Below are 14,861 nucleotides of genomic sequence, written 5' to 3'. Positions count from 1 at the left end.
TCTGACGAAGCAACAAAAAGGGGGAAAGCGATTCATGCGTTTTGGCGTAATCGGTACCAACTGGATTACAGAAGAGTTCATCCAGGCAGGTCTTGCGGTAGAGGGCTTTTCCCTGCAAGCGGTTTGCTCGCGAACGATCGAACGCGCCAAAGAATTTGCTGAAAAGTTCGCGGCTCCTTTTTTCTACACAGATCCAAAAGAGATGGCAGCGAGCGGACACATCGACGCCGTCTACATTGCCAGCCCCAATTGCTTTCATGCCGAGCAGGCCATCCTGTGCATGAGACTGGGGCTGCACGTGTTGTGCGAAAAGCCGCTCGCCTCGAATGCGGACGAAGTAAAGGCGATGATTGCGGCGGCGAAAAAGCATGATGTTCTGCTTATGGAAGCGGTCAAATCGACGCTGGTTCCGAACTTTTTTGCGATTCAGGACCATCTGCCCAAGCTGGGCAAAATCCGCCGTTTTATCGCCAGTAATTGCCAGTATTCCTCCCGCTATGATGCGTACCGCGCGGGAGAGGTGCTGCGGGCCTTTGACCCTGCCTACTCCAACGGGGCGTTGATGGATATCGGGATTTACTGCCTTTATCCTGCGATCATCCTGTTTGGCAGACCGGATCAGGTCAAGGCAGAAGGAATTGTACTGACGTCAGGGGTAGATGGCGAAGGCAGCATGTTATTGAAGTACAAAGAGATGGATGCCATTCTCAGCTTTTCCAAGATTACGACCTCCTATCAGCCGGCGGAAATCCAGGGAGAGGACGCCACGATGGTCATTGACAAAATCAATCACCTGACGCGCATCGAGATTCGCTACCGGGACGGACGGATCGAGGACGTGACCAGGCCGCAGACACCCAAAATGATGCACTATGAAATCAGGGAGTTCATCCGGCTTGCTGCCGCAGGCGCCAGAGAGTCAGCGACGAATTCACATGCCGCCTCGCTGTTGACGATGGAAGTCATGGATGAAGCGAGAAGACAGATGGGCGTCGTATTCCCGGCCGACTTGCAGCGCGAAAGCAGGCAGCTTGGGACAGAAAAAGAAGAGCAAATAAGAGAGGCGAAGCGCGATGAAAATGTATGATGTGTCTGCCCCCATATTCGAAGGGATGACGGTGTACAAAAACAAGCCGGAAAAGCAGCCGAAGATTTTGTCGGCAACAAACGGCTATGTGACCGAATCGAGGATCGACATGGATGTCCATTCCGGTACACATGTAGACGCGCCGCTGCACATGGTGAAAGACGGGGAGACTTTTGAAAGCATTTCACTGGAAAAGCTGGTGGGAAACTGCCGCGTACTCGACCTGACGCACGTAGAAGACAAGATCGGACGGGCAGAGCTGGAGGGCTGCGACATTGCGCCGGGCGATTTTGTCCTGTTCCAAACGAAAAACTCGTGGGAGGATGCTTTTTCGTTCGAATTCGTCTATTTGGCACAGGATGGTGCGGAGTATCTGGTGGAAAAAGGCGTGCGCGGCGTCGGCACAGATGCACTGGGCATCGAGCGCAGCCAGGAAGGGCATCCCACCCATAAAACGTTGTTTGGCGCAGGGGTGATTGTGATCGAGGGCTTGCGGTTGCGTGAAGTTCCTGCGGGCCAATACTTCATGGTTGCGGCCCCGTTAAAGCTGGTGGGCACAGACGCTGCACCGGCAAGAGTGCTGCTGTTTGAGGGCTGGCAAGGTTAAAAGCTGCCAGGAATAACCGCATCATTTTCCAAAAACAAAGGAGGATCAGAGCATGCCAGGGAGACCGAATCGCGAGGAATACGGGGATTATTTTGACTATTATGTCCAGTTGGTGCCGGATGGTGAGTTGGCTGCGATCCTGGCGGAGCAAAGAGCGCAAACCGTCGAGATGTTTTCCCGGCTTACGGAGGAGCAACTGGCGTATCGCTACGCGGCAGGCAAGTGGACGGTAAAAGAAGTGCTGGGACATCTCATTGATACAGAGCGGATCATGAGCTATCGGCTGCTGCGCATTGCCAGGGGAGACGAGACGCCGCTCGCCGGATTTGACGAAAATGCGTATGTCTCGCAAGCATTTTTCCAGGAGCGCGACTTGGCAAGCATCCTCGAAGAATACCAGGCGGTTCGGCAGGCGACACTCGCCCAGTTGCGGGGAGTGGCGGAGGAAGCGTGGACGCGAATGGGAAACGCGAACGGCAACAAGCTGTCTGCGCGCACATTGGCGTATGTCATCGCCGGGCATGAGGCCCACCACTGCCGCATCCTACGGGAAAGGTACGGACTGGCTAATTAGCTTGCCCTCTCATCCGAAGCGAGTAAAAACGAGAAAGAAACTTGTTGACGAATGCTTTGGAATTTCTTAGAATAGGCTCAACAGCATACGAGGTTCTTATCCAGAGAGGTGGAGGGTCTGGCCCGATGAAGCCCGGCAACCGTTGCGAACAGCGACAAGGTGCCAATTCCTGCGGGGCGTTTTCGCCTCGAAAGATAAGAAGCGGGTACATCATAGCAGTCATGGCGAACCTTCTTCTTAGCGAAGAAGGTTTTTTGATGTTTTGAACACGATTGTGCATGCTTGCAGACTGCCGAAGCAGTGCAAAAATTCATAATGATCTTTATCCAGAGAGGTGGAGGGACTGGCCCGATGAAGCCCGGCAACCGTTACACAGCGTGTGACAAGGTGCCAATTCCTGCAGGACGGAAGCGTCCTGGGAGATAAGGAGAAGGCTTTTTTGATGCCAAACCTTCTTCTTAGCAAGAAGGTTTTTTCTTTTTGGTAAAAATATGCGATGAGGTGACAGGAATGAGTGCAGGTGTAGTCAAGGTAGGGTTGTTGGGATTGGGAACAGTAGGAGGTGGCGTTATCAAGACGATTCGGTTGCAGCAGGAAAAGCTGTTCGCACGATTGGGCAAACGCATCGAGATTGTCAAAGCGTTGGTCCGCGATTCGGAAAAAGAACGGGCCGTTCAGGTAGATCCCGCCCTGCTGACCACCAATTTCGAGGATGTGCTGAAAAGTGACGTAGACATTGTCGTCGAGGTTATGGGGGGCGTCGAGCCGACGTACGACTACGTGCGTGCCTTGATCGAAAAAGGGTGCCACGTGGTAACGGCGAACAAGGAGCTGCTTGCCAAACGCGGCCCAGAGCTGGTCGAACTGGCAAACCGGCATCAGGTCCATCTGGCCTACGAAGCGAGTGTTGCAGGCGGTATCCCGATTTTGAGCGTGCTTCGACAGTTTCTGCGCACGAACGATATTCACGGAGTGCGCGGCATTCTCAACGGGACGACGAACTTCATCCTGACGAAGATGGAAGCCGAACAGCTCCCTTATCAGGAAGTGTTGAAGCAGGCGCAGGAGCTGGGGTATGCGGAAGCTGATCCGCGTTCTGACGTGGAAGGGTTCGACGCGATGTACAAACTGTACATTCTCGCGCAGCTTGTGTACGGCGAATCGCTGCCGCTTGCCAATGTCGTGCGCAAAGGAATCGCGGATTTGTCCCCCGGCCACATCCGTATCGCGAGCGAGCTTGGCTACCGAATCAAGCTGATTGCCCAGGCGCAAAAAACGGAGCAGGGAATCCGGCTCTCGGTTCAGCCGACGATGTTGCCTCTCGCCCATCCGCTGGCGCAAATCCAGGATTCCTTCAACGCTGTTCAGCTTTCGGGGAACATCGTCGGCGATCTGCTGTTTACGGGCAGAGGCGCAGGCGAGCTGCCAACCGCAAGCGCCGTCGTGGAAGATTTGGCTTATTTGTTGACGCAGCCGTTTACCCCGCATCCGGCCTGGAAGGAAAAAACGGCGGAAGCACAGCCGGCTCAAGGTGAGGACGAGCGCGTGCTGTGTTATCTCGAAGGGTCGTGTCCCGCGGCCACACCTGATCGCGTGCTGCATTTCCTGCGCGAGGCGGGCGTGACTGTGACCAAGCTGAAAGTGCAATTCGACCTGGGCGGCGTATTGCGTGCGGGGCTGATCGCAACGGGGATTCGCGAAGAGCACGAGGCAGTGCTGAAAAGCGATTTTGGTCTGGAGGTGCGCTGCTTCCCGCTGCTTGAAACAGCTTGAAATACGAAAAGCTACGTTTCTTGCCCATCCTTTGCCTGTATGCGGCCGTCCGCGTCAATCTGCACGTTTTCCGAGAGCGACTCGATTCGGCGGAGCAGCGCGGCTCCGTCCGCGGCATTCATCGGCACCGCTTGTCCCAGCTCGGCGTGAAAAGGAAGCATGGTCAGGCTGCAGACGGCGTTTTTCGTACAGCTTGCTTGAAGCACCATCGTTTCCCATGTTTTCGGCTCGGTTGATCGCGTGAAAATGAAATTGCCCAGGCTGTAGGCGATCCATTTGCCGCGATACTGTTCAAAGCCTTGCAGGACATGCGGATGGCCGCCGACGACCAGGTCTGCGCCTGCGTCGATGTATGCTTTTGCCAGCTCTTTTTGATGCTCGACGGGAAAGTCTTCCCGCTCTTTTCCCCAATGGGCGATCACGATGACGAGATCCGCTTGTGCCCTCGCCTGTTGAATGGCTTGGACGGCCATGGCGGGATCATACGTCCCTGCCAGTCCTGGCGCGTTTTTTTGCGCGAACCAGCTAACTTCCGGTATCACCCGGCTAAAGCCGAAGAGGGCGAGCCTGATCCCGTTTTTTTCCACGAACACAGGAGCGTAGGCGCGTGCGGAATCGACACCACCTCCGACGTAAGCGATCCGGTTTTGCTCCAGAGCGTCGAACGTATCGAGCAAGCCGTCTACCCCCTGGTCCATCGAGTGGTTGTTCGCCAGATTGACCGCGTCGATGCCGGCTGCTTGCATGGCGGGCGCAGCCAAAGGGGAGGACTTGTAGACGAACGCCTTGTTGTCTGCGGGCGTCCCTCTGGTCGTAAGCGGCGACTCCAGATTGGCAATCGTGTAGTCATCCTGTAAAAAAAGCTCGCGCACATGCGTGAACGGATAGTGGTAGCCTTTTTCCAGCAAAACCTTTTCCACATTTCCGGCCATCATCACGTCGCCGACAAAGGTGAGCCGGACAGTCTGCTCCTGTACAGCGGCGTGAGTCGGCGCGGGATTGGTTTCAGGGGCTTTGTGCTTGTCGAGTGTCGTGAAGCTGAAATAAGCTCCTGCCCCGACGCAGGCGAGCAAGCTGAAAAGAAGCGTGTTTTTCCATGCCCTGCGCCGCATGGATCGTCTCTGCATTTGCCGGGATCGCGTCCGGCTGTAATTCGTCTCGATCATGGTTCTCCTTTCTTCGTTGATGAAAAGATGGTGAATTTTGCTATGATAAAGCTAATACGAAAAGAGGCGAAAAAAGATGCAATTGTTCTTTGACCATCTGGTTCATTTTGTCCATCGGCAGCCCGAAGAAGCAGCGCGGCTGTTCCGCGAGGTGGGATTTCACGTTGTACCTGGCGGCAGGCACACCCGTTGGGGGACATGGAACAGTCTCAGCTATTTCGGCTTGTCCTATGTGGAGTTTTTGGCTGTCGAGGATGCCGTTGTTGCCGGGCAATCCGACAATCCGCTCATTGTGCAGCTGGTAGCCGAGCACGGTCTTGGCGAAGGGCTTGGGCAAATCGCCTTGCGCACCAGCGAAATGGATCGGTGGGCAGAGCGATTTCGGGCGCTTGGACTTACGCTCATCGGGCCGGTAGACGGGAGCCGCACAAGAGACGACGGAAAAACATTGCGCTGGCGCATGCTGTTTGCCGAAGATCCGCAGACTGCCCGAAACATGCCGTTTTTGATAGAGTGGCAAGAATCAGACGATGAGCGGCAGGCAGATTTGACACAGCGAGGGATCATTGCTCCCCATGCAAACGGCGCCACCGAGCTTCTGGCAGTCGGTTACGCCGTCGCGGACCTGGGCGCGGCGACGGCGGACTGGACGCGGTGGTTCGGGTGGCAGGCCGCAGAAGCGTTCACCGATGAGCGGCTGGGCGCGCGCTGTGTGACGTTTGCGCTGCCGGGTGGAAGCATCGTCCTGTGTGAACCGACGCAGGCTGGAGTAGCGCAGCAGGCGCTCACGTCTCGCGGGGAACGTCCCTTTTTTGCGAAAATGGGGGCGGCAAAGGCGCAGCCGTTTTCGTACGACATATGCGGCGGGATGTATCTGGTTTGATTGTCCCCTGGCGGACGACTCTCCGCAAAAAAAGCAACCGATTTCCTTCAAGCACAGGAGGAAACCAGTTGCTTTTTCGTTTTTCCCAGACATCATTACGTGCCAAACGTCTTTTTCGCCAATTGCTTGTACATGTACAGCATCGCGATACGCCAAGGAACAAGCATGCCAAAAGCAAGCAAGAAAAAAAGTCCGCCCGTCTGAATCGGGGTAAAGCTGTCGTTTATCACCAGTTTGATAATCAACCGGATGATGAGCAACCCTGCCAGGATGAAGAAGAAAGCCCGGGAGCGCTTGAGGTAGATGTCCCGGCCGATCACTTCAAAGCGCGAGGTCATAATCAAAGGAATCGAGAAAAACAACCCCGTGACAAAAGCGGCCAGATCGTACATCGGCGGGAGTGCTGCCTCTGGAAAGAGAAACATCGCAAAGCCCGTCGACATGAAGAAAGGCGGCAGGATGATGCTCTTTGCGGACACAGGCTTTTTTTGCCGACGCATGCGCACAAAGATGACCGCAGTCGCCATCAACAGCGGAACCAGGATGCCGAGTGCAGGGGAAGATAGGATCTGCATGGGAAAAACGCCTCCAAAGACTTGCAACAAATTTTCAACGTTGTTTTTTCTAGTGTACACCAAATGGAGGCGCAGGGAAAAGCAGCAGACAGGCAAGCGGTGCGATTGCTAGGCGGCTGCCTCGTCGCTTTCGCGGACATCCAGCCTGTGTTTTTTGCTGTAAACGAACGTCAGGATGCCGGACAAAAGGGTTATCGAGCCGATGAACAGCAGGTAGCCACTGATGCCGAGCAAGTCCAGGCCGATCCCGGTAATTCCCAGTGCCAGCAGGAAACAGCCGCGATCCAGCATGCTTTTGAAGGAGAAAAACCGTCCTTGCTGGTGGGCGGGCAGCCGCTTCTGAAAGATCGTCGAAAGCACCGGGAAAAAGAAGGCGACGACAAAGCCGAACACGGAAAACGAGGATAGCACCATCGCTTTCTGCGCTGCAAACGACATCCCGAACTGGGAGAGGGCAAAGAAAAACAGCATGAGCGTGGAGGCTGCGACCAGGTTTTTGCCGCCGATCCACCGTTTGGCCAGCAGGCCGCCGATTAAAATGCTCGTTCCTTCGACTGTGTAAATCCAGCCCATGAGCTGAGGCTCCTGCTGCAGCTCGCTGAGGTTGAGAATCAGCAGATTGATGCCGCCCAAAAACAGCGTTATCAAGCCGTTGTTGATGAGCCCGACAAACAGCGCCGGATCTTTGCGGGCAATCTGCAGCACTTCGCGAAACTCCACTTTTTCCTTCATGTTGCGCGAGGTGACTGCCGGAATGCGCAAAAACAGCGTGACGACGGCGAGGACCGCGTACGCAATCATCGAGCAGACGTACAGCATGGACAGCTCCATGGAGACGACGAGAATCCCCCCGAGAGCCGTTCCGCCGATGCGCGACAGCGTGGATATATTCAAGTAGGCGCTGTTCGCTTTCAGCAGTTCATCCTTGCTCAAGATGGCAGGCAGGGAAGCTTGCACGGTCGGGAAGTAAAAGGCCGCCGACACTTGCATGACGATCAGCGAAACGATCATCCACCAGATTGAATCGTAGGCAAGCGCGGGAAACATAAACACGGGGCTCAGGATACGAGCCAGGCTGGCACAGAACATGACCTTTCCTTTGTCGTACATGTCGATGATGACGCCTGCTTTCGGTGCGAGCAGAATGCTTACGACAAGGCCGGTCATCAAAATCAGAGCCTTCACGGTTTCGGAAGGGATCAGGCTCTGCATGAACGACAAATTGGCAATGATGGAAATCCACATGCCTGCGCCAGCGATGATCTCTCCCGTCATTAGCAGGACAAAGGTTCGGTTACGCCACAACATGAGTGCCACTCCAAATCGTTTTGGTTTTTGGTAAAAAAATGAATCGATCAAATTTTTTAAAACGGCACCACTTAGTATAACATCTGTCCAAATATTTGTACATTTATTGACAATGTATGTATGCTTCTACGCCATAACGGGCACATTACAGGAGCGATGGGCGGCGAAAACGCAACAAAGGAGCTTGTCGGAAATGGCGCGAAAACGCACGCTGCTTCTTTTGATCGGGTATGGGTTTTTTGCCACGCTCGCCATTTTTTACGGACTGGTCGAGCGGCACAGCTTGTTTGTCACGTTTGTTTCGTTTCATTTGGGGGTTTGTGTAGCGATCCCGCTCTTGCACGGCTGGTGGGAAAAAAGCTTGCAAGAGCATTGGCGTCTGGCGTGGGGACGCTTTGAGAAGCGCGGGGCGCTTTTCGGAATTGGACTGGGGTTGCTGTTTTTTACAGGCATCCTGGCAGGACTGTGGCTGATTTTGCAAGCGGAGGGCAGGCCGGACGTCGTACGGGCCGGGCTGGAGTCGTGGGGGCTTGACCGCAACTGGATCGGCTGGTTTGCGCTGTATCTCGTGGTCGTCAATTCGCTTTTGGAGGAACTGTTCTGGCGAGGCTTTGTCCTGCAGCGCATGCTGCGCTCGCTCTCCCGTGTTGTCGCCGTACTGCTCACGAGCTTTTTTTACACGCTGTATCACCTGATTATCACGGCTACCTTGTTCGGGGTGTGGCAAGGGTTGCTGCTTACGATGGCGGTGTATGGCGCGGGCGTCATCTGGGGGTGGATGAAAAGGCTGTTTCCGTCGATCTACCCGACCTGGTTCAGCCATTTGCTGGCGGATTTGGCGTTGGTACTGGCTGTTGTTTTCTGGATTTATTAGCGCAAAACCGGATGAAGGGGGGAGAAAGCCATGCTGGCCCAACACGAGGAACTCCAACTGCGCAAGCGTCTGCTCAGCATCCTGCGGCAAAAAAACGAGCACGTCCAGCTTTACTTCGATACATACGGCTTCACGCCAACCGGACCGCTGCTCGCTTGTTTGCGCTCGATCAAAGGCTGGGCGAACCTTCGGCGTGCCGATTTGTGGCAGGTAGTGGAAAATGACCCGGAGCGGCAAATCGAGTGGGACGGGGGCGAGTTGATTCGCGCCACCTACGGCTTTGCGCCGAGCCAGAGGGCCACGCGGCTCACAGAGGCGGAGCCGCCGGAGCGCCTGTATTACGGCACGCACGCAAAGCTGGTGCAGCAGGCGCTCGCCGGGGGGCTTTTGCCGATTGCAAGCGAGCTTGTCCAGCTTGCTTCTCGGGCAGAGGACATCGGGATGCCGGAGGACACGCTCTGTTTGCTAACCGTTCAGGCGGCTCGGGCACGGGCGGCCGGCATCCGATTTTTCCAGGGGAGCGGGGCATTTTGGTTCAGTGAGGCGATACCAGCCGCTTTTGTCGCGGAGTGAGCACATCAGGTTGCGGCATGGGGATCGGGCTGTTTTCCCTGACGGAGCTGTAGCTGGCGCTCGCGTTCTGCGAGGACGTCGCTGCGGTCGCGCAACGTATGCTTGTTCAGCAAAAACGAATCATTCATGTCGCTGTCGCGATGCTCAGGCTGATTTTGTCTGGCACAAGCTGCCTTGTACGCGGCAATCAGCTCGGCGGCCTGCATCGGCAAGGTAATGCTGCGGTAAGGCAAGCCTTGCCCAATTTCCTCCAGGCGGACTGCCAGCAGGTGCTCCAGGGCATTGCTGTCCAGGCCAAGGCGCTCCAGCTCTGCGTGATGCTTTTTCACCAGCGCGTGGGCGCTTGTGAGCATTTTGCGGGCGCCGTTTACGTTGCCGCGGCGGTGGTGGTACAGTCCGACGGCAATTTGGATCAAGCCGACCCAAACAGACTGGCGCTCCTGTGGCGGAGCGCTTTTCCAATATTCTTCCAAAATTTCGTGACACTCGAAATAGTCGCGTTTGACATGAAACTGAACCAGGTAGTCCAGATACGGCTCAGGATACACGGTGGACTTCACCTCGCTCCTTCGTTATATTTTCAACGGTTAGTTTATGTACTATTATAAAGCATAGAGTTGAGAAATCGAGGTGGGAAACAGTTTATGACGAGAGATGAACTGATGGCAGTCCTGGAAAAGAAGCGGATGACGGAAGTCATAGAGCTGATTGAAGATGCCGAAAAAGGCGAACTGGAAGAGCTTGAGCTGGTAGAAAGCCTGGGGCTGCTCATGGACCAGGAGCTGAACAGGGAAGTCATTTCTCTGCTGGAGAGCCTCGGTGTCACCATCATTTATGTGAGCGGCGACGAAGAGGATGAGGAAGACAGCGAAGGCGACGAAGACGAGGATTAATCAGAAAACCAACCTGGTTGTTTGCGGCCAGGTTGGTTTTCTTGCAGGTTGGCACCTACTTTTGGGTCCACACCCGGTTTTTGTTGCGGGTTGCGGGAAACTTTTCGCCTTTTTCCAGCTCGATAATCATCGGGTCCTGCACGCTGGCGCCAGTTTCCCCGATTTCCATGTACACGGCGTTTTTTGGCGACTTGTCGCCTTCACGAAAACGGCTTCGTTCTCCCATGGGAACACCTCTTTCTCGCAAATGTGTGATCTGGTTTAGTATTGCCGTCGCGGGGAGGTTCATGCCGGCTGCTCTATTGACGTTCGATTCGCAATTCATATACGATGGTTTCAATGATGGAGGAAGAGGTGAATGCATGCTACGCCTGACCTTGCAAAAGGATTCGAATGTTTCGTACCACGAACAGCTCTACCAACAAATTGCCTCCTCGATTCGCAGCGGAGAACTTGCGCCGAATGAGCAACTGCCGACGGTCAGAGAGCTGGCGGCGCATCTGAAGGTCAATTACAACACGGTCAGGAGCGTGTATCTCCGCTTGCAGCAGGAAGGAATGGTCGATTCGCGGCAAGGGCGTGGAACGATCGTCAGCAATATTGTCAACGACCCTCTCCTGACCCGCAATCCCGCGCATCTCGCCTTGCTAGCCAAAGAAACGCTGCACAAAGTAAAGGCTATGGGGTATTCCATGGATGAATTTACCCGTGTCCTTTCTTCTGTCATGCAGGAGATCAACCAGTTTCCTGTCCTGTTTTTGCGTTTCACAGAGCTGGAGCTGGCCGAATATTTGCGCCTGGTGCAATACCATCTGCCCAGTGTCATGCTGGAGGGGCGGACCTTTGATGATTTTGCCGAGCGATTCGAACAGGACCCGAGCTTTTTGCAGCAATACAAGGCGATTGTCACGCACCCGACCGTGAATTTGCGCACGAAGCACCGCTTGCCGCGTGAGGCTCCACCCATCGTCAGCCTCGATTTTATTCCCGATCCCACTACAGTCATTCCGGCCATGGAGGCGTACCCCCGCCATACAAAAGTCGGACTGGTCTGCGCGACCATTCGCGGTGCAGCAGGAATGATAAGTGACTTGTACAACGCAGGCATCACTCATCTGGATATTCGGACGATTGAAGCGAACCATCCCGACGTGTTCGACCTGATTGCGAATTGTGATGTCGTCTATATATCGAAGCCAGGCTATATGGTCAGACCTCATTTGCTGACGCTGCCAAAAGTAAAGGAATACCAGGAGATTCCCGACCATCACGGAATCAATGAACTGCGCAAAATTGTGACACAATGAATTTTCGATCATTCATGCACTCATTTTCTGGTTGATTGCCAGAGTTTTTTCTTTAATTTGGATAAAAATTGTACCGCGATTCACATGGGTCATTTGCTGATTTTGGTTCAAGAATAGACAAGTGTACCATGCCGATCCACCCTCACCTACATATTTTGTAGATGTAACGAACAAGAGGGGGTGAGGTTCATGGGTTGCGGATGCAGAAGATCTCATTGCAAGTGCTACTACAGGAAGTGCTGCAAGAAGAAATACTACAAAAAACACTGCTACTACAAGCCTTACTACAAAATGGAATGTAAATCCGGTCGCGGCAGCTGCGGTCATCATTACGGCGAAAGCTACGGACACGGTGGTTACGGGTCCTCTTGGGGCGGACACGACAGCAAATATTAGTTCATCGAAAAAGCGCCTGTTGCGGCGCTTTTTTGTTTTTTCGCAAGTTTGCCAGGATGGCATCGTAAACTACAGTATCGAAGGGAATGGGGGAATGCACATGAATCATCTGGTTGGAAAAGACGAGCGAATGTGGGCCATGATCGTCCATTTGTCCGCGCTGATCGGCTTTCTGATCCCGTTCGGCCATGTATTGGGACCGCTTTTGGTCTGGCTGTTCAAACGGGAAGAGGGACTCTTTTTTCAGGAGCACGGCAAGGAAGCGGTCAATTTCAGCATTTCAGTTACGATCTACGCAGCCGTTTCCAGCATCCTGCTCATCGTCTTTATCGGCTTGATCTTGTTGATCGCCCTGTTCTTTTTCTGGATTGTCTGTGTGGTGATCGCTGCTGTCCGGGCAAGCGAAGGGAAAAGCTACCGTTATCCGCTTACCCTTCGGTTTATCAAATAAATCGCTTGCTTCACGAAGGAGCCGTTCCCCACAGGAGCGGTTTTTTCCATAAAGTTCCTGAAACAGGCAGGGTGAATGGTCATTCATCGCGAAATGTTACGGCAGAAGGCATGCAAGAGACGCAAGCGGCAAGACATCCACTTAGAAAGGAGAAGAGACAAAGATGGAACAAGAAGTTCAAGCAACTCCGCTTTTGCTGAAAAAAGAAGCGGGAGTCTGCACGATCACGCTCAATCGCCCGCGCGTGCTGAACGCGATGACGGTCGAGATGTTTTCGCTTTTGCAAAAGTCGATTGCAGAGGCGGCGGATGATCCGGAGGTGGAAGTGCTTATTCTCCGGGGAGCGGGCGGCCATTTTTGCTCCGGTGCGGATTTGACCGTACTGACAGCGCTTAGCGATAAAAGCGAGGCTGAGAAGGCGCTTGCGGTCATCAATGACTTTATCGCGCGGCTGCACCAGATGCCAAAGCCGGTGATTGCCGTCGTGGAAGGGGTGGCGGTCGGAGCAGGGCTCAATCTGGCGCTGCACGCCGATTTTGTCATCGCGACGAAAGATGCGGTGTTGCAGGAGCCTTTCGTCCAGATCGGACTCACGACCGACTTTGGCGGCACGTATTTGCTGCCGCGGCTGGTAGGAACGGCATGGGCGAAACGGCTGGCTTTGCTCGGGGAAAAGATTTCCGGGCAAACAGCCGAGCAGATTGGCTTGATCTATCGGGCGGTTGAGCCAGCGCGCATGGAGCAGGAGGTGGAAGCGCTGGTGGCGGCGGTGCGGCGTTTGCCGCGGGAGGCGTATGCTGTCACGAAGGAAGGGCTGGGACGGTGCCAGTGTAACGGGCTGGAGTATGCGCTCGCCTGGGAAAAACAGCAGCAACCGTCCTTGATTGCCCACCCTGCGTTTCAATCGCTTGTCCGGGCCAAAATGAAACGGACGTAAACGCTACTTCGGCAAAGGGATGTTCAGTTCGTGGATGCGCTGGCCTGATTCGGCGCTTTCCTCGAACAAGGTAAGCACGGGTGCTTTCAGCTTGGTGGCGTCGAGACTCAGGTTGATCGTAAATGTGCCCCATTCGGGCGCCCCCTGGCTCGCTGTGACAAAGCTGTCGGCCAAGGTAGTGCCCTCGTCTGTCACGACAAAGCGGACGGTAGCTTCGAATACGCGTGCTTCGCCTTTTACGGCGTATTGGCCTGGTCCGGTTTTGGTCACGGCGATGTTGCGAAACGATTCGTTTTCGTACTTGCCCCCTTGTTCGCCAGCCGGCTGTTCCATGGCGCTTCCAGGCAGCGATTGCGCGGAAGCTGGCATACAAACGGAGCCGACCGCCAGTAGTGAGACGATCATCAGCTTGTGGTGAAAACGCATGCGATCCCTTCCTTTTCCAGAGTGTGGTTACGTTTTTTAAGATGGCGAGCAGACAGGTGTTTTATTCTGGAAAAGGCATTCGCACGAAGAATGGGAATATGGCAGGGAAGAATATCCGTTGAGCGAGGGTGAATTGTGTGGTAAAGTAGTTGTATCAAGATCCTGCGATGTACGTAAGGCCATAAATGTTTCTAACCTTATACGTTTTTTTCGGGAGACGGAAATCTGTGGTGGATGTCAGGCCCACCTCCCCCTGTCGGGATGCATGGGAAGGCTGAAGCGCAGACGGGTCACCCACCTGTGTGAGAGCAGGTTACAGAAACATGAGGTCAACGGCAGAGCGGGGGCTTGGCAGGATGTTAAAGCAAAGATTAGCCGATAACATGAAAAAACCACTTGGAGACTTCCAGGTGGTTTTTTATGCGTTCGGCTCGGATCGCAGCGATGGGCAAGACGTGTTCTGTCGCCATGGATCTATTTGTTTTGCTTGCCAGAGTCAAACCTCTGGTCCTGGCCTTGTCTGCGCCCAGCACCATGCTCGTCCTGATCGGTGTTCACGATCGTCAGGCTTTGCTCCAGCTGTTTCGAATCCTGAGCGTCATGCAAGATCTGGTACATCTGCAAAAAGTTTGCCTTTTGGCCTTCCGGTATCCCTTTGATGCGAACGGTCAATTCCTGCGGACCGCTTTGCTGCCCTTGTTCTTGCCCTTGTCCGTTCGAACTGTTCCCTTCGCCGGAGCTTGGCTGCTCGTCCAGAAAGCTGAGGAACAGGGAGCCGCTGTCCCCGAAATCCTGCCCGCCGCCATTTGCTTGCTGTCCACCGCCGTTCTGTCCGCCGTTACCGCCTTGCCCGTTGTTTGGCTGTTCGAACAATACGCTGAATTCGTTTAGATCCGTCTGGATGATGCCGATGACGTTCATCCTGATCCTCCTTCCAAAGTGAAATGAACTGGAATGGTTTCTTGCTGATGAGCGTGCAACAAGCAATTCCTTACTGCGAGGGCGACTGTCGTAAACGTCGAGTTGGAACG

19 protein-coding genes, 1 other RNA gene and 2 riboswitches are annotated in these 14,861 nt (G+C 54.4%); of the genes, 12 read left to right on the top strand and 8 right to left on the bottom strand.

The features are described 5' to 3' along the window. Positions 1-34 precede the first annotated feature (34 nt). The 4 genes from AAFJ72_RS13720 (at position 35) to AAFJ72_RS13705 (ending at position 4,041) form a co-directional block, all read left to right on the top strand. The gene (locus AAFJ72_RS13720) at positions 35-1,087 is read left to right on the top strand and encodes a Gfo/Idh/MocA family protein (RefSeq protein WP_432774358.1); all 1,053 of its coding nucleotides are present in this window, start codon (positions 35-37) and stop codon (positions 1,085-1,087) included. Then, positions 1,074-1,694 (top strand): cyclase family protein, encoded by a 621-nt coding sequence (locus AAFJ72_RS13715; RefSeq protein WP_432774357.1) that lies wholly within the window; start codon positions 1,074-1,076, stop codon positions 1,692-1,694. Before AAFJ72_RS13720 ends, AAFJ72_RS13715 begins: the two co-directional genes overlap by 14 nt. Before the next feature lie 52 nt (positions 1,695-1,746). Then, on the top strand, positions 1,747-2,268 hold the full coding sequence (locus tag AAFJ72_RS13710) for a DinB family protein (protein WP_432774356.1): 522 nt from the start codon (positions 1,747-1,749) through the stop codon (positions 2,266-2,268). Between the two features lie 93 nt (positions 2,269-2,361). Beyond that, positions 2,362-2,469, top strand: a riboswitch (SAM riboswitch). Positions 2,470-2,587: 118 nt separating this feature from the next. Beyond that, positions 2,588-2,697: riboswitch (SAM riboswitch) on the top strand. 81 nt (positions 2,698-2,778) lie between these two features. After that, complete coding sequence (locus tag AAFJ72_RS13705; RefSeq protein WP_432774355.1) at positions 2,779-4,041, top strand: homoserine dehydrogenase; 1,263 nt, start codon at positions 2,779-2,781, stop codon at positions 4,039-4,041. A gap of 11 nt (positions 4,042-4,052) precedes the next feature. Here the strand turns inward: AAFJ72_RS13705 and AAFJ72_RS13700 are convergent, their stop codons facing one another. Then, positions 4,053-5,207 carry a CapA family protein gene (locus AAFJ72_RS13700; RefSeq protein WP_432774354.1) on the bottom strand — a complete coding sequence of 385 codons (1,155 nt, stop codon included), beginning with the start codon at positions 5,205-5,207 and terminating at the stop codon, positions 4,053-4,055. Positions 5,208-5,283: 76 nt separating this feature from the next. Here AAFJ72_RS13700 and AAFJ72_RS13695 point away from each other — a divergent pair, with 76 nt between their 5' ends. Next, positions 5,284-6,090 carry a VOC family protein gene (locus AAFJ72_RS13695; protein ID WP_432774353.1) on the top strand — a complete coding sequence of 269 codons (807 nt, stop codon included), beginning with the start codon at positions 5,284-5,286 and terminating at the stop codon, positions 6,088-6,090. Positions 6,091-6,185: 95 nt separating this feature from the next. On the opposite strand, the gene AAFJ72_RS13690 is transcribed toward AAFJ72_RS13695, so the two are convergent. Both AAFJ72_RS13690 and AAFJ72_RS13685 read right to left on the bottom strand, forming a co-directional pair. Next, complete coding sequence (locus AAFJ72_RS13690) at positions 6,186-6,665, bottom strand: CcdC family protein (RefSeq protein ID WP_122905830.1); 480 nt, start codon at positions 6,663-6,665, stop codon at positions 6,186-6,188. Positions 6,666-6,773: 108 nt separating this feature from the next. Further along, on the bottom strand, positions 6,774-7,973 hold the full coding sequence (locus AAFJ72_RS13685; RefSeq protein ID WP_432774352.1) for an MFS transporter: 1,200 nt from the start codon (positions 7,971-7,973) through the stop codon (positions 6,774-6,776). 193 nt (positions 7,974-8,166) lie between these two features. On the opposite strand from AAFJ72_RS13685, the gene AAFJ72_RS13680 reads away from it, so the two are divergent. Beyond that, positions 8,167-8,847 carry a CPBP family intramembrane glutamic endopeptidase gene (locus tag AAFJ72_RS13680; protein WP_432774351.1) on the top strand — a complete coding sequence of 227 codons (681 nt, stop codon included), beginning with the start codon at positions 8,167-8,169 and terminating at the stop codon, positions 8,845-8,847. Between the two features lie 30 nt (positions 8,848-8,877). Further along, on the top strand, positions 8,878-9,420 hold the full coding sequence (locus tag AAFJ72_RS13675; RefSeq protein ID WP_432774350.1) for an RNA 2'-phosphotransferase: 543 nt from the start codon (positions 8,878-8,880) through the stop codon (positions 9,418-9,420). A gap of 5 nt (positions 9,421-9,425) precedes the next feature. On the opposite strand, the gene AAFJ72_RS13670 is transcribed toward AAFJ72_RS13675, so the two are convergent. Then, positions 9,426-9,968 (bottom strand): DUF309 domain-containing protein, encoded by a 543-nt coding sequence (locus tag AAFJ72_RS13670; protein WP_432777194.1) that lies wholly within the window; start codon positions 9,966-9,968, stop codon positions 9,426-9,428. Positions 9,969-10,064: 96 nt separating this feature from the next. Between AAFJ72_RS13670 and AAFJ72_RS13665 the strand changes: the two genes are divergently transcribed. After that, complete coding sequence (locus AAFJ72_RS13665) at positions 10,065-10,313, top strand: hypothetical protein (protein ID WP_122905825.1); 249 nt, start codon at positions 10,065-10,067, stop codon at positions 10,311-10,313. A gap of 55 nt (positions 10,314-10,368) precedes the next feature. On the opposite strand, the gene AAFJ72_RS13660 is transcribed toward AAFJ72_RS13665, so the two are convergent. Continuing rightward, positions 10,369-10,539: a YjzC family protein gene (locus AAFJ72_RS13660; RefSeq protein WP_432774348.1), complete on the bottom strand. Its 171-nt coding sequence runs from the start codon at positions 10,537-10,539 to the stop codon at positions 10,369-10,371. Positions 10,540-10,675: 136 nt separating this feature from the next. Between AAFJ72_RS13660 and AAFJ72_RS13655 the strand changes: the two genes are divergently transcribed. Continuing rightward, on the top strand, positions 10,676-11,620 hold the full coding sequence (locus AAFJ72_RS13655) for a GntR family transcriptional regulator (RefSeq protein ID WP_432774347.1): 945 nt from the start codon (positions 10,676-10,678) through the stop codon (positions 11,618-11,620). 12 nt (positions 11,621-11,632) lie between these two features. Here AAFJ72_RS13655 and AAFJ72_RS13650 read toward each other — a convergent pair whose 3' ends face one another. After that, the gene (locus AAFJ72_RS13650) at positions 11,633-11,971 is read right to left on the bottom strand and encodes a hypothetical protein (protein ID WP_432774346.1); all 339 of its coding nucleotides are present in this window, start codon (positions 11,969-11,971) and stop codon (positions 11,633-11,635) included. A gap of 145 nt (positions 11,972-12,116) precedes the next feature. On the opposite strand from AAFJ72_RS13650, the gene AAFJ72_RS13645 reads away from it, so the two are divergent. Then, a complete protein-coding gene (locus tag AAFJ72_RS13645; RefSeq protein ID WP_432774345.1) occupies positions 12,117-12,467 on the top strand; it encodes a DUF4870 domain-containing protein in 351 nt (116 codons plus the stop codon). Positions 12,468-12,630: 163 nt separating this feature from the next. After that, positions 12,631-13,404 carry an enoyl-CoA hydratase/isomerase family protein gene (locus tag AAFJ72_RS13640; protein ID WP_432774344.1) on the top strand — a complete coding sequence of 258 codons (774 nt, stop codon included), beginning with the start codon at positions 12,631-12,633 and terminating at the stop codon, positions 13,402-13,404. 3 nt (positions 13,405-13,407) lie between these two features. On the opposite strand, the gene AAFJ72_RS13635 is transcribed toward AAFJ72_RS13640, so the two are convergent. Next, a complete protein-coding gene (locus AAFJ72_RS13635) occupies positions 13,408-13,830 on the bottom strand; it encodes a Gmad2 immunoglobulin-like domain-containing protein (protein ID WP_432774343.1) in 423 nt (140 codons plus the stop codon). Between the two features lie 156 nt (positions 13,831-13,986). On the opposite strand from AAFJ72_RS13635, the gene ssrS reads away from it, so the two are divergent. Continuing rightward, positions 13,987-14,181: non-coding RNA, 6S RNA (ssrS, locus tag AAFJ72_RS13630), on the top strand. Positions 14,182-14,304: 123 nt separating this feature from the next. Here ssrS and AAFJ72_RS13625 read toward each other — a convergent pair. Next, entirely contained in the window at positions 14,305-14,751 is a 447-nt protein-coding gene (locus tag AAFJ72_RS13625; protein ID WP_432774342.1) for a hypothetical protein, read from the bottom strand. Positions 14,752-14,861 lie beyond the last annotated feature (110 nt).

The sequence above is a fragment of the Brevibacillus gelatini genome, from assembly GCF_050920745.1.
Taxonomy (GTDB): domain Bacteria; phylum Bacillota; class Bacilli; order Brevibacillales; family Brevibacillaceae; genus Brevibacillus; species Brevibacillus gelatini.
This window is presented reverse-complemented; position numbering and strand designations above follow the sequence as displayed.

Bases quoted from the DNA above. Each gene is read 5' to 3' on its own strand.
- AAFJ72_RS13720 (WP_432774358.1), top strand. From the start codon at position 35: ATGCGTTTTGGCGTAATCGGTACCAACTGGATTACAGAAGAGTTCATC.
- AAFJ72_RS13715 (WP_432774357.1), top strand. From the start codon at position 1,074: ATGAAAATGTATGATGTGTCTGCCCCCATATTCGAAGGGATGACGGTG.
- AAFJ72_RS13710 (WP_432774356.1), top strand. From the start codon at position 1,747: ATGCCAGGGAGACCGAATCGCGAGGAATACGGGGATTATTTTGACTAT.
- AAFJ72_RS13705 (WP_432774355.1), top strand. From the start codon at position 2,779: ATGAGTGCAGGTGTAGTCAAGGTAGGGTTGTTGGGATTGGGAACAGTA.
- AAFJ72_RS13700 (WP_432774354.1), bottom strand. From the start codon at position 5,207: ATGATCGAGACGAATTACAGCCGGACGCGATCCCGGCAAATGCAGAGA.
- AAFJ72_RS13695 (WP_432774353.1), top strand. From the start codon at position 5,284: ATGCAATTGTTCTTTGACCATCTGGTTCATTTTGTCCATCGGCAGCCC.
- AAFJ72_RS13690 (WP_122905830.1), bottom strand. From the start codon at position 6,665: ATGCAGATCCTATCTTCCCCTGCACTCGGCATCCTGGTTCCGCTGTTG.
- AAFJ72_RS13685 (WP_432774352.1), bottom strand. From the start codon at position 7,973: ATGTTGTGGCGTAACCGAACCTTTGTCCTGCTAATGACGGGAGAGATC.
- AAFJ72_RS13680 (WP_432774351.1), top strand. From the start codon at position 8,167: ATGGCGCGAAAACGCACGCTGCTTCTTTTGATCGGGTATGGGTTTTTT.
- AAFJ72_RS13675 (WP_432774350.1), top strand. From the start codon at position 8,878: ATGCTGGCCCAACACGAGGAACTCCAACTGCGCAAGCGTCTGCTCAGC.
- AAFJ72_RS13665 (WP_122905825.1), top strand. From the start codon at position 10,065: ATGACGAGAGATGAACTGATGGCAGTCCTGGAAAAGAAGCGGATGACG.
- AAFJ72_RS13660 (WP_432774348.1), bottom strand. From the start codon at position 10,539: ATGGGAGAACGAAGCCGTTTTCGTGAAGGCGACAAGTCGCCAAAAAAC.
- AAFJ72_RS13655 (WP_432774347.1), top strand. From the start codon at position 10,676: ATGCTACGCCTGACCTTGCAAAAGGATTCGAATGTTTCGTACCACGAA.
- AAFJ72_RS13645 (WP_432774345.1), top strand. From the start codon at position 12,117: ATGAATCATCTGGTTGGAAAAGACGAGCGAATGTGGGCCATGATCGTC.
- AAFJ72_RS13640 (WP_432774344.1), top strand. From the start codon at position 12,631: ATGGAACAAGAAGTTCAAGCAACTCCGCTTTTGCTGAAAAAAGAAGCG.
- AAFJ72_RS13635 (WP_432774343.1), bottom strand. From the start codon at position 13,830: ATGCGTTTTCACCACAAGCTGATGATCGTCTCACTACTGGCGGTCGGC.
- AAFJ72_RS13625 (WP_432774342.1), bottom strand. From the start codon at position 14,751: ATGAACGTCATCGGCATCATCCAGACGGATCTAAACGAATTCAGCGTA.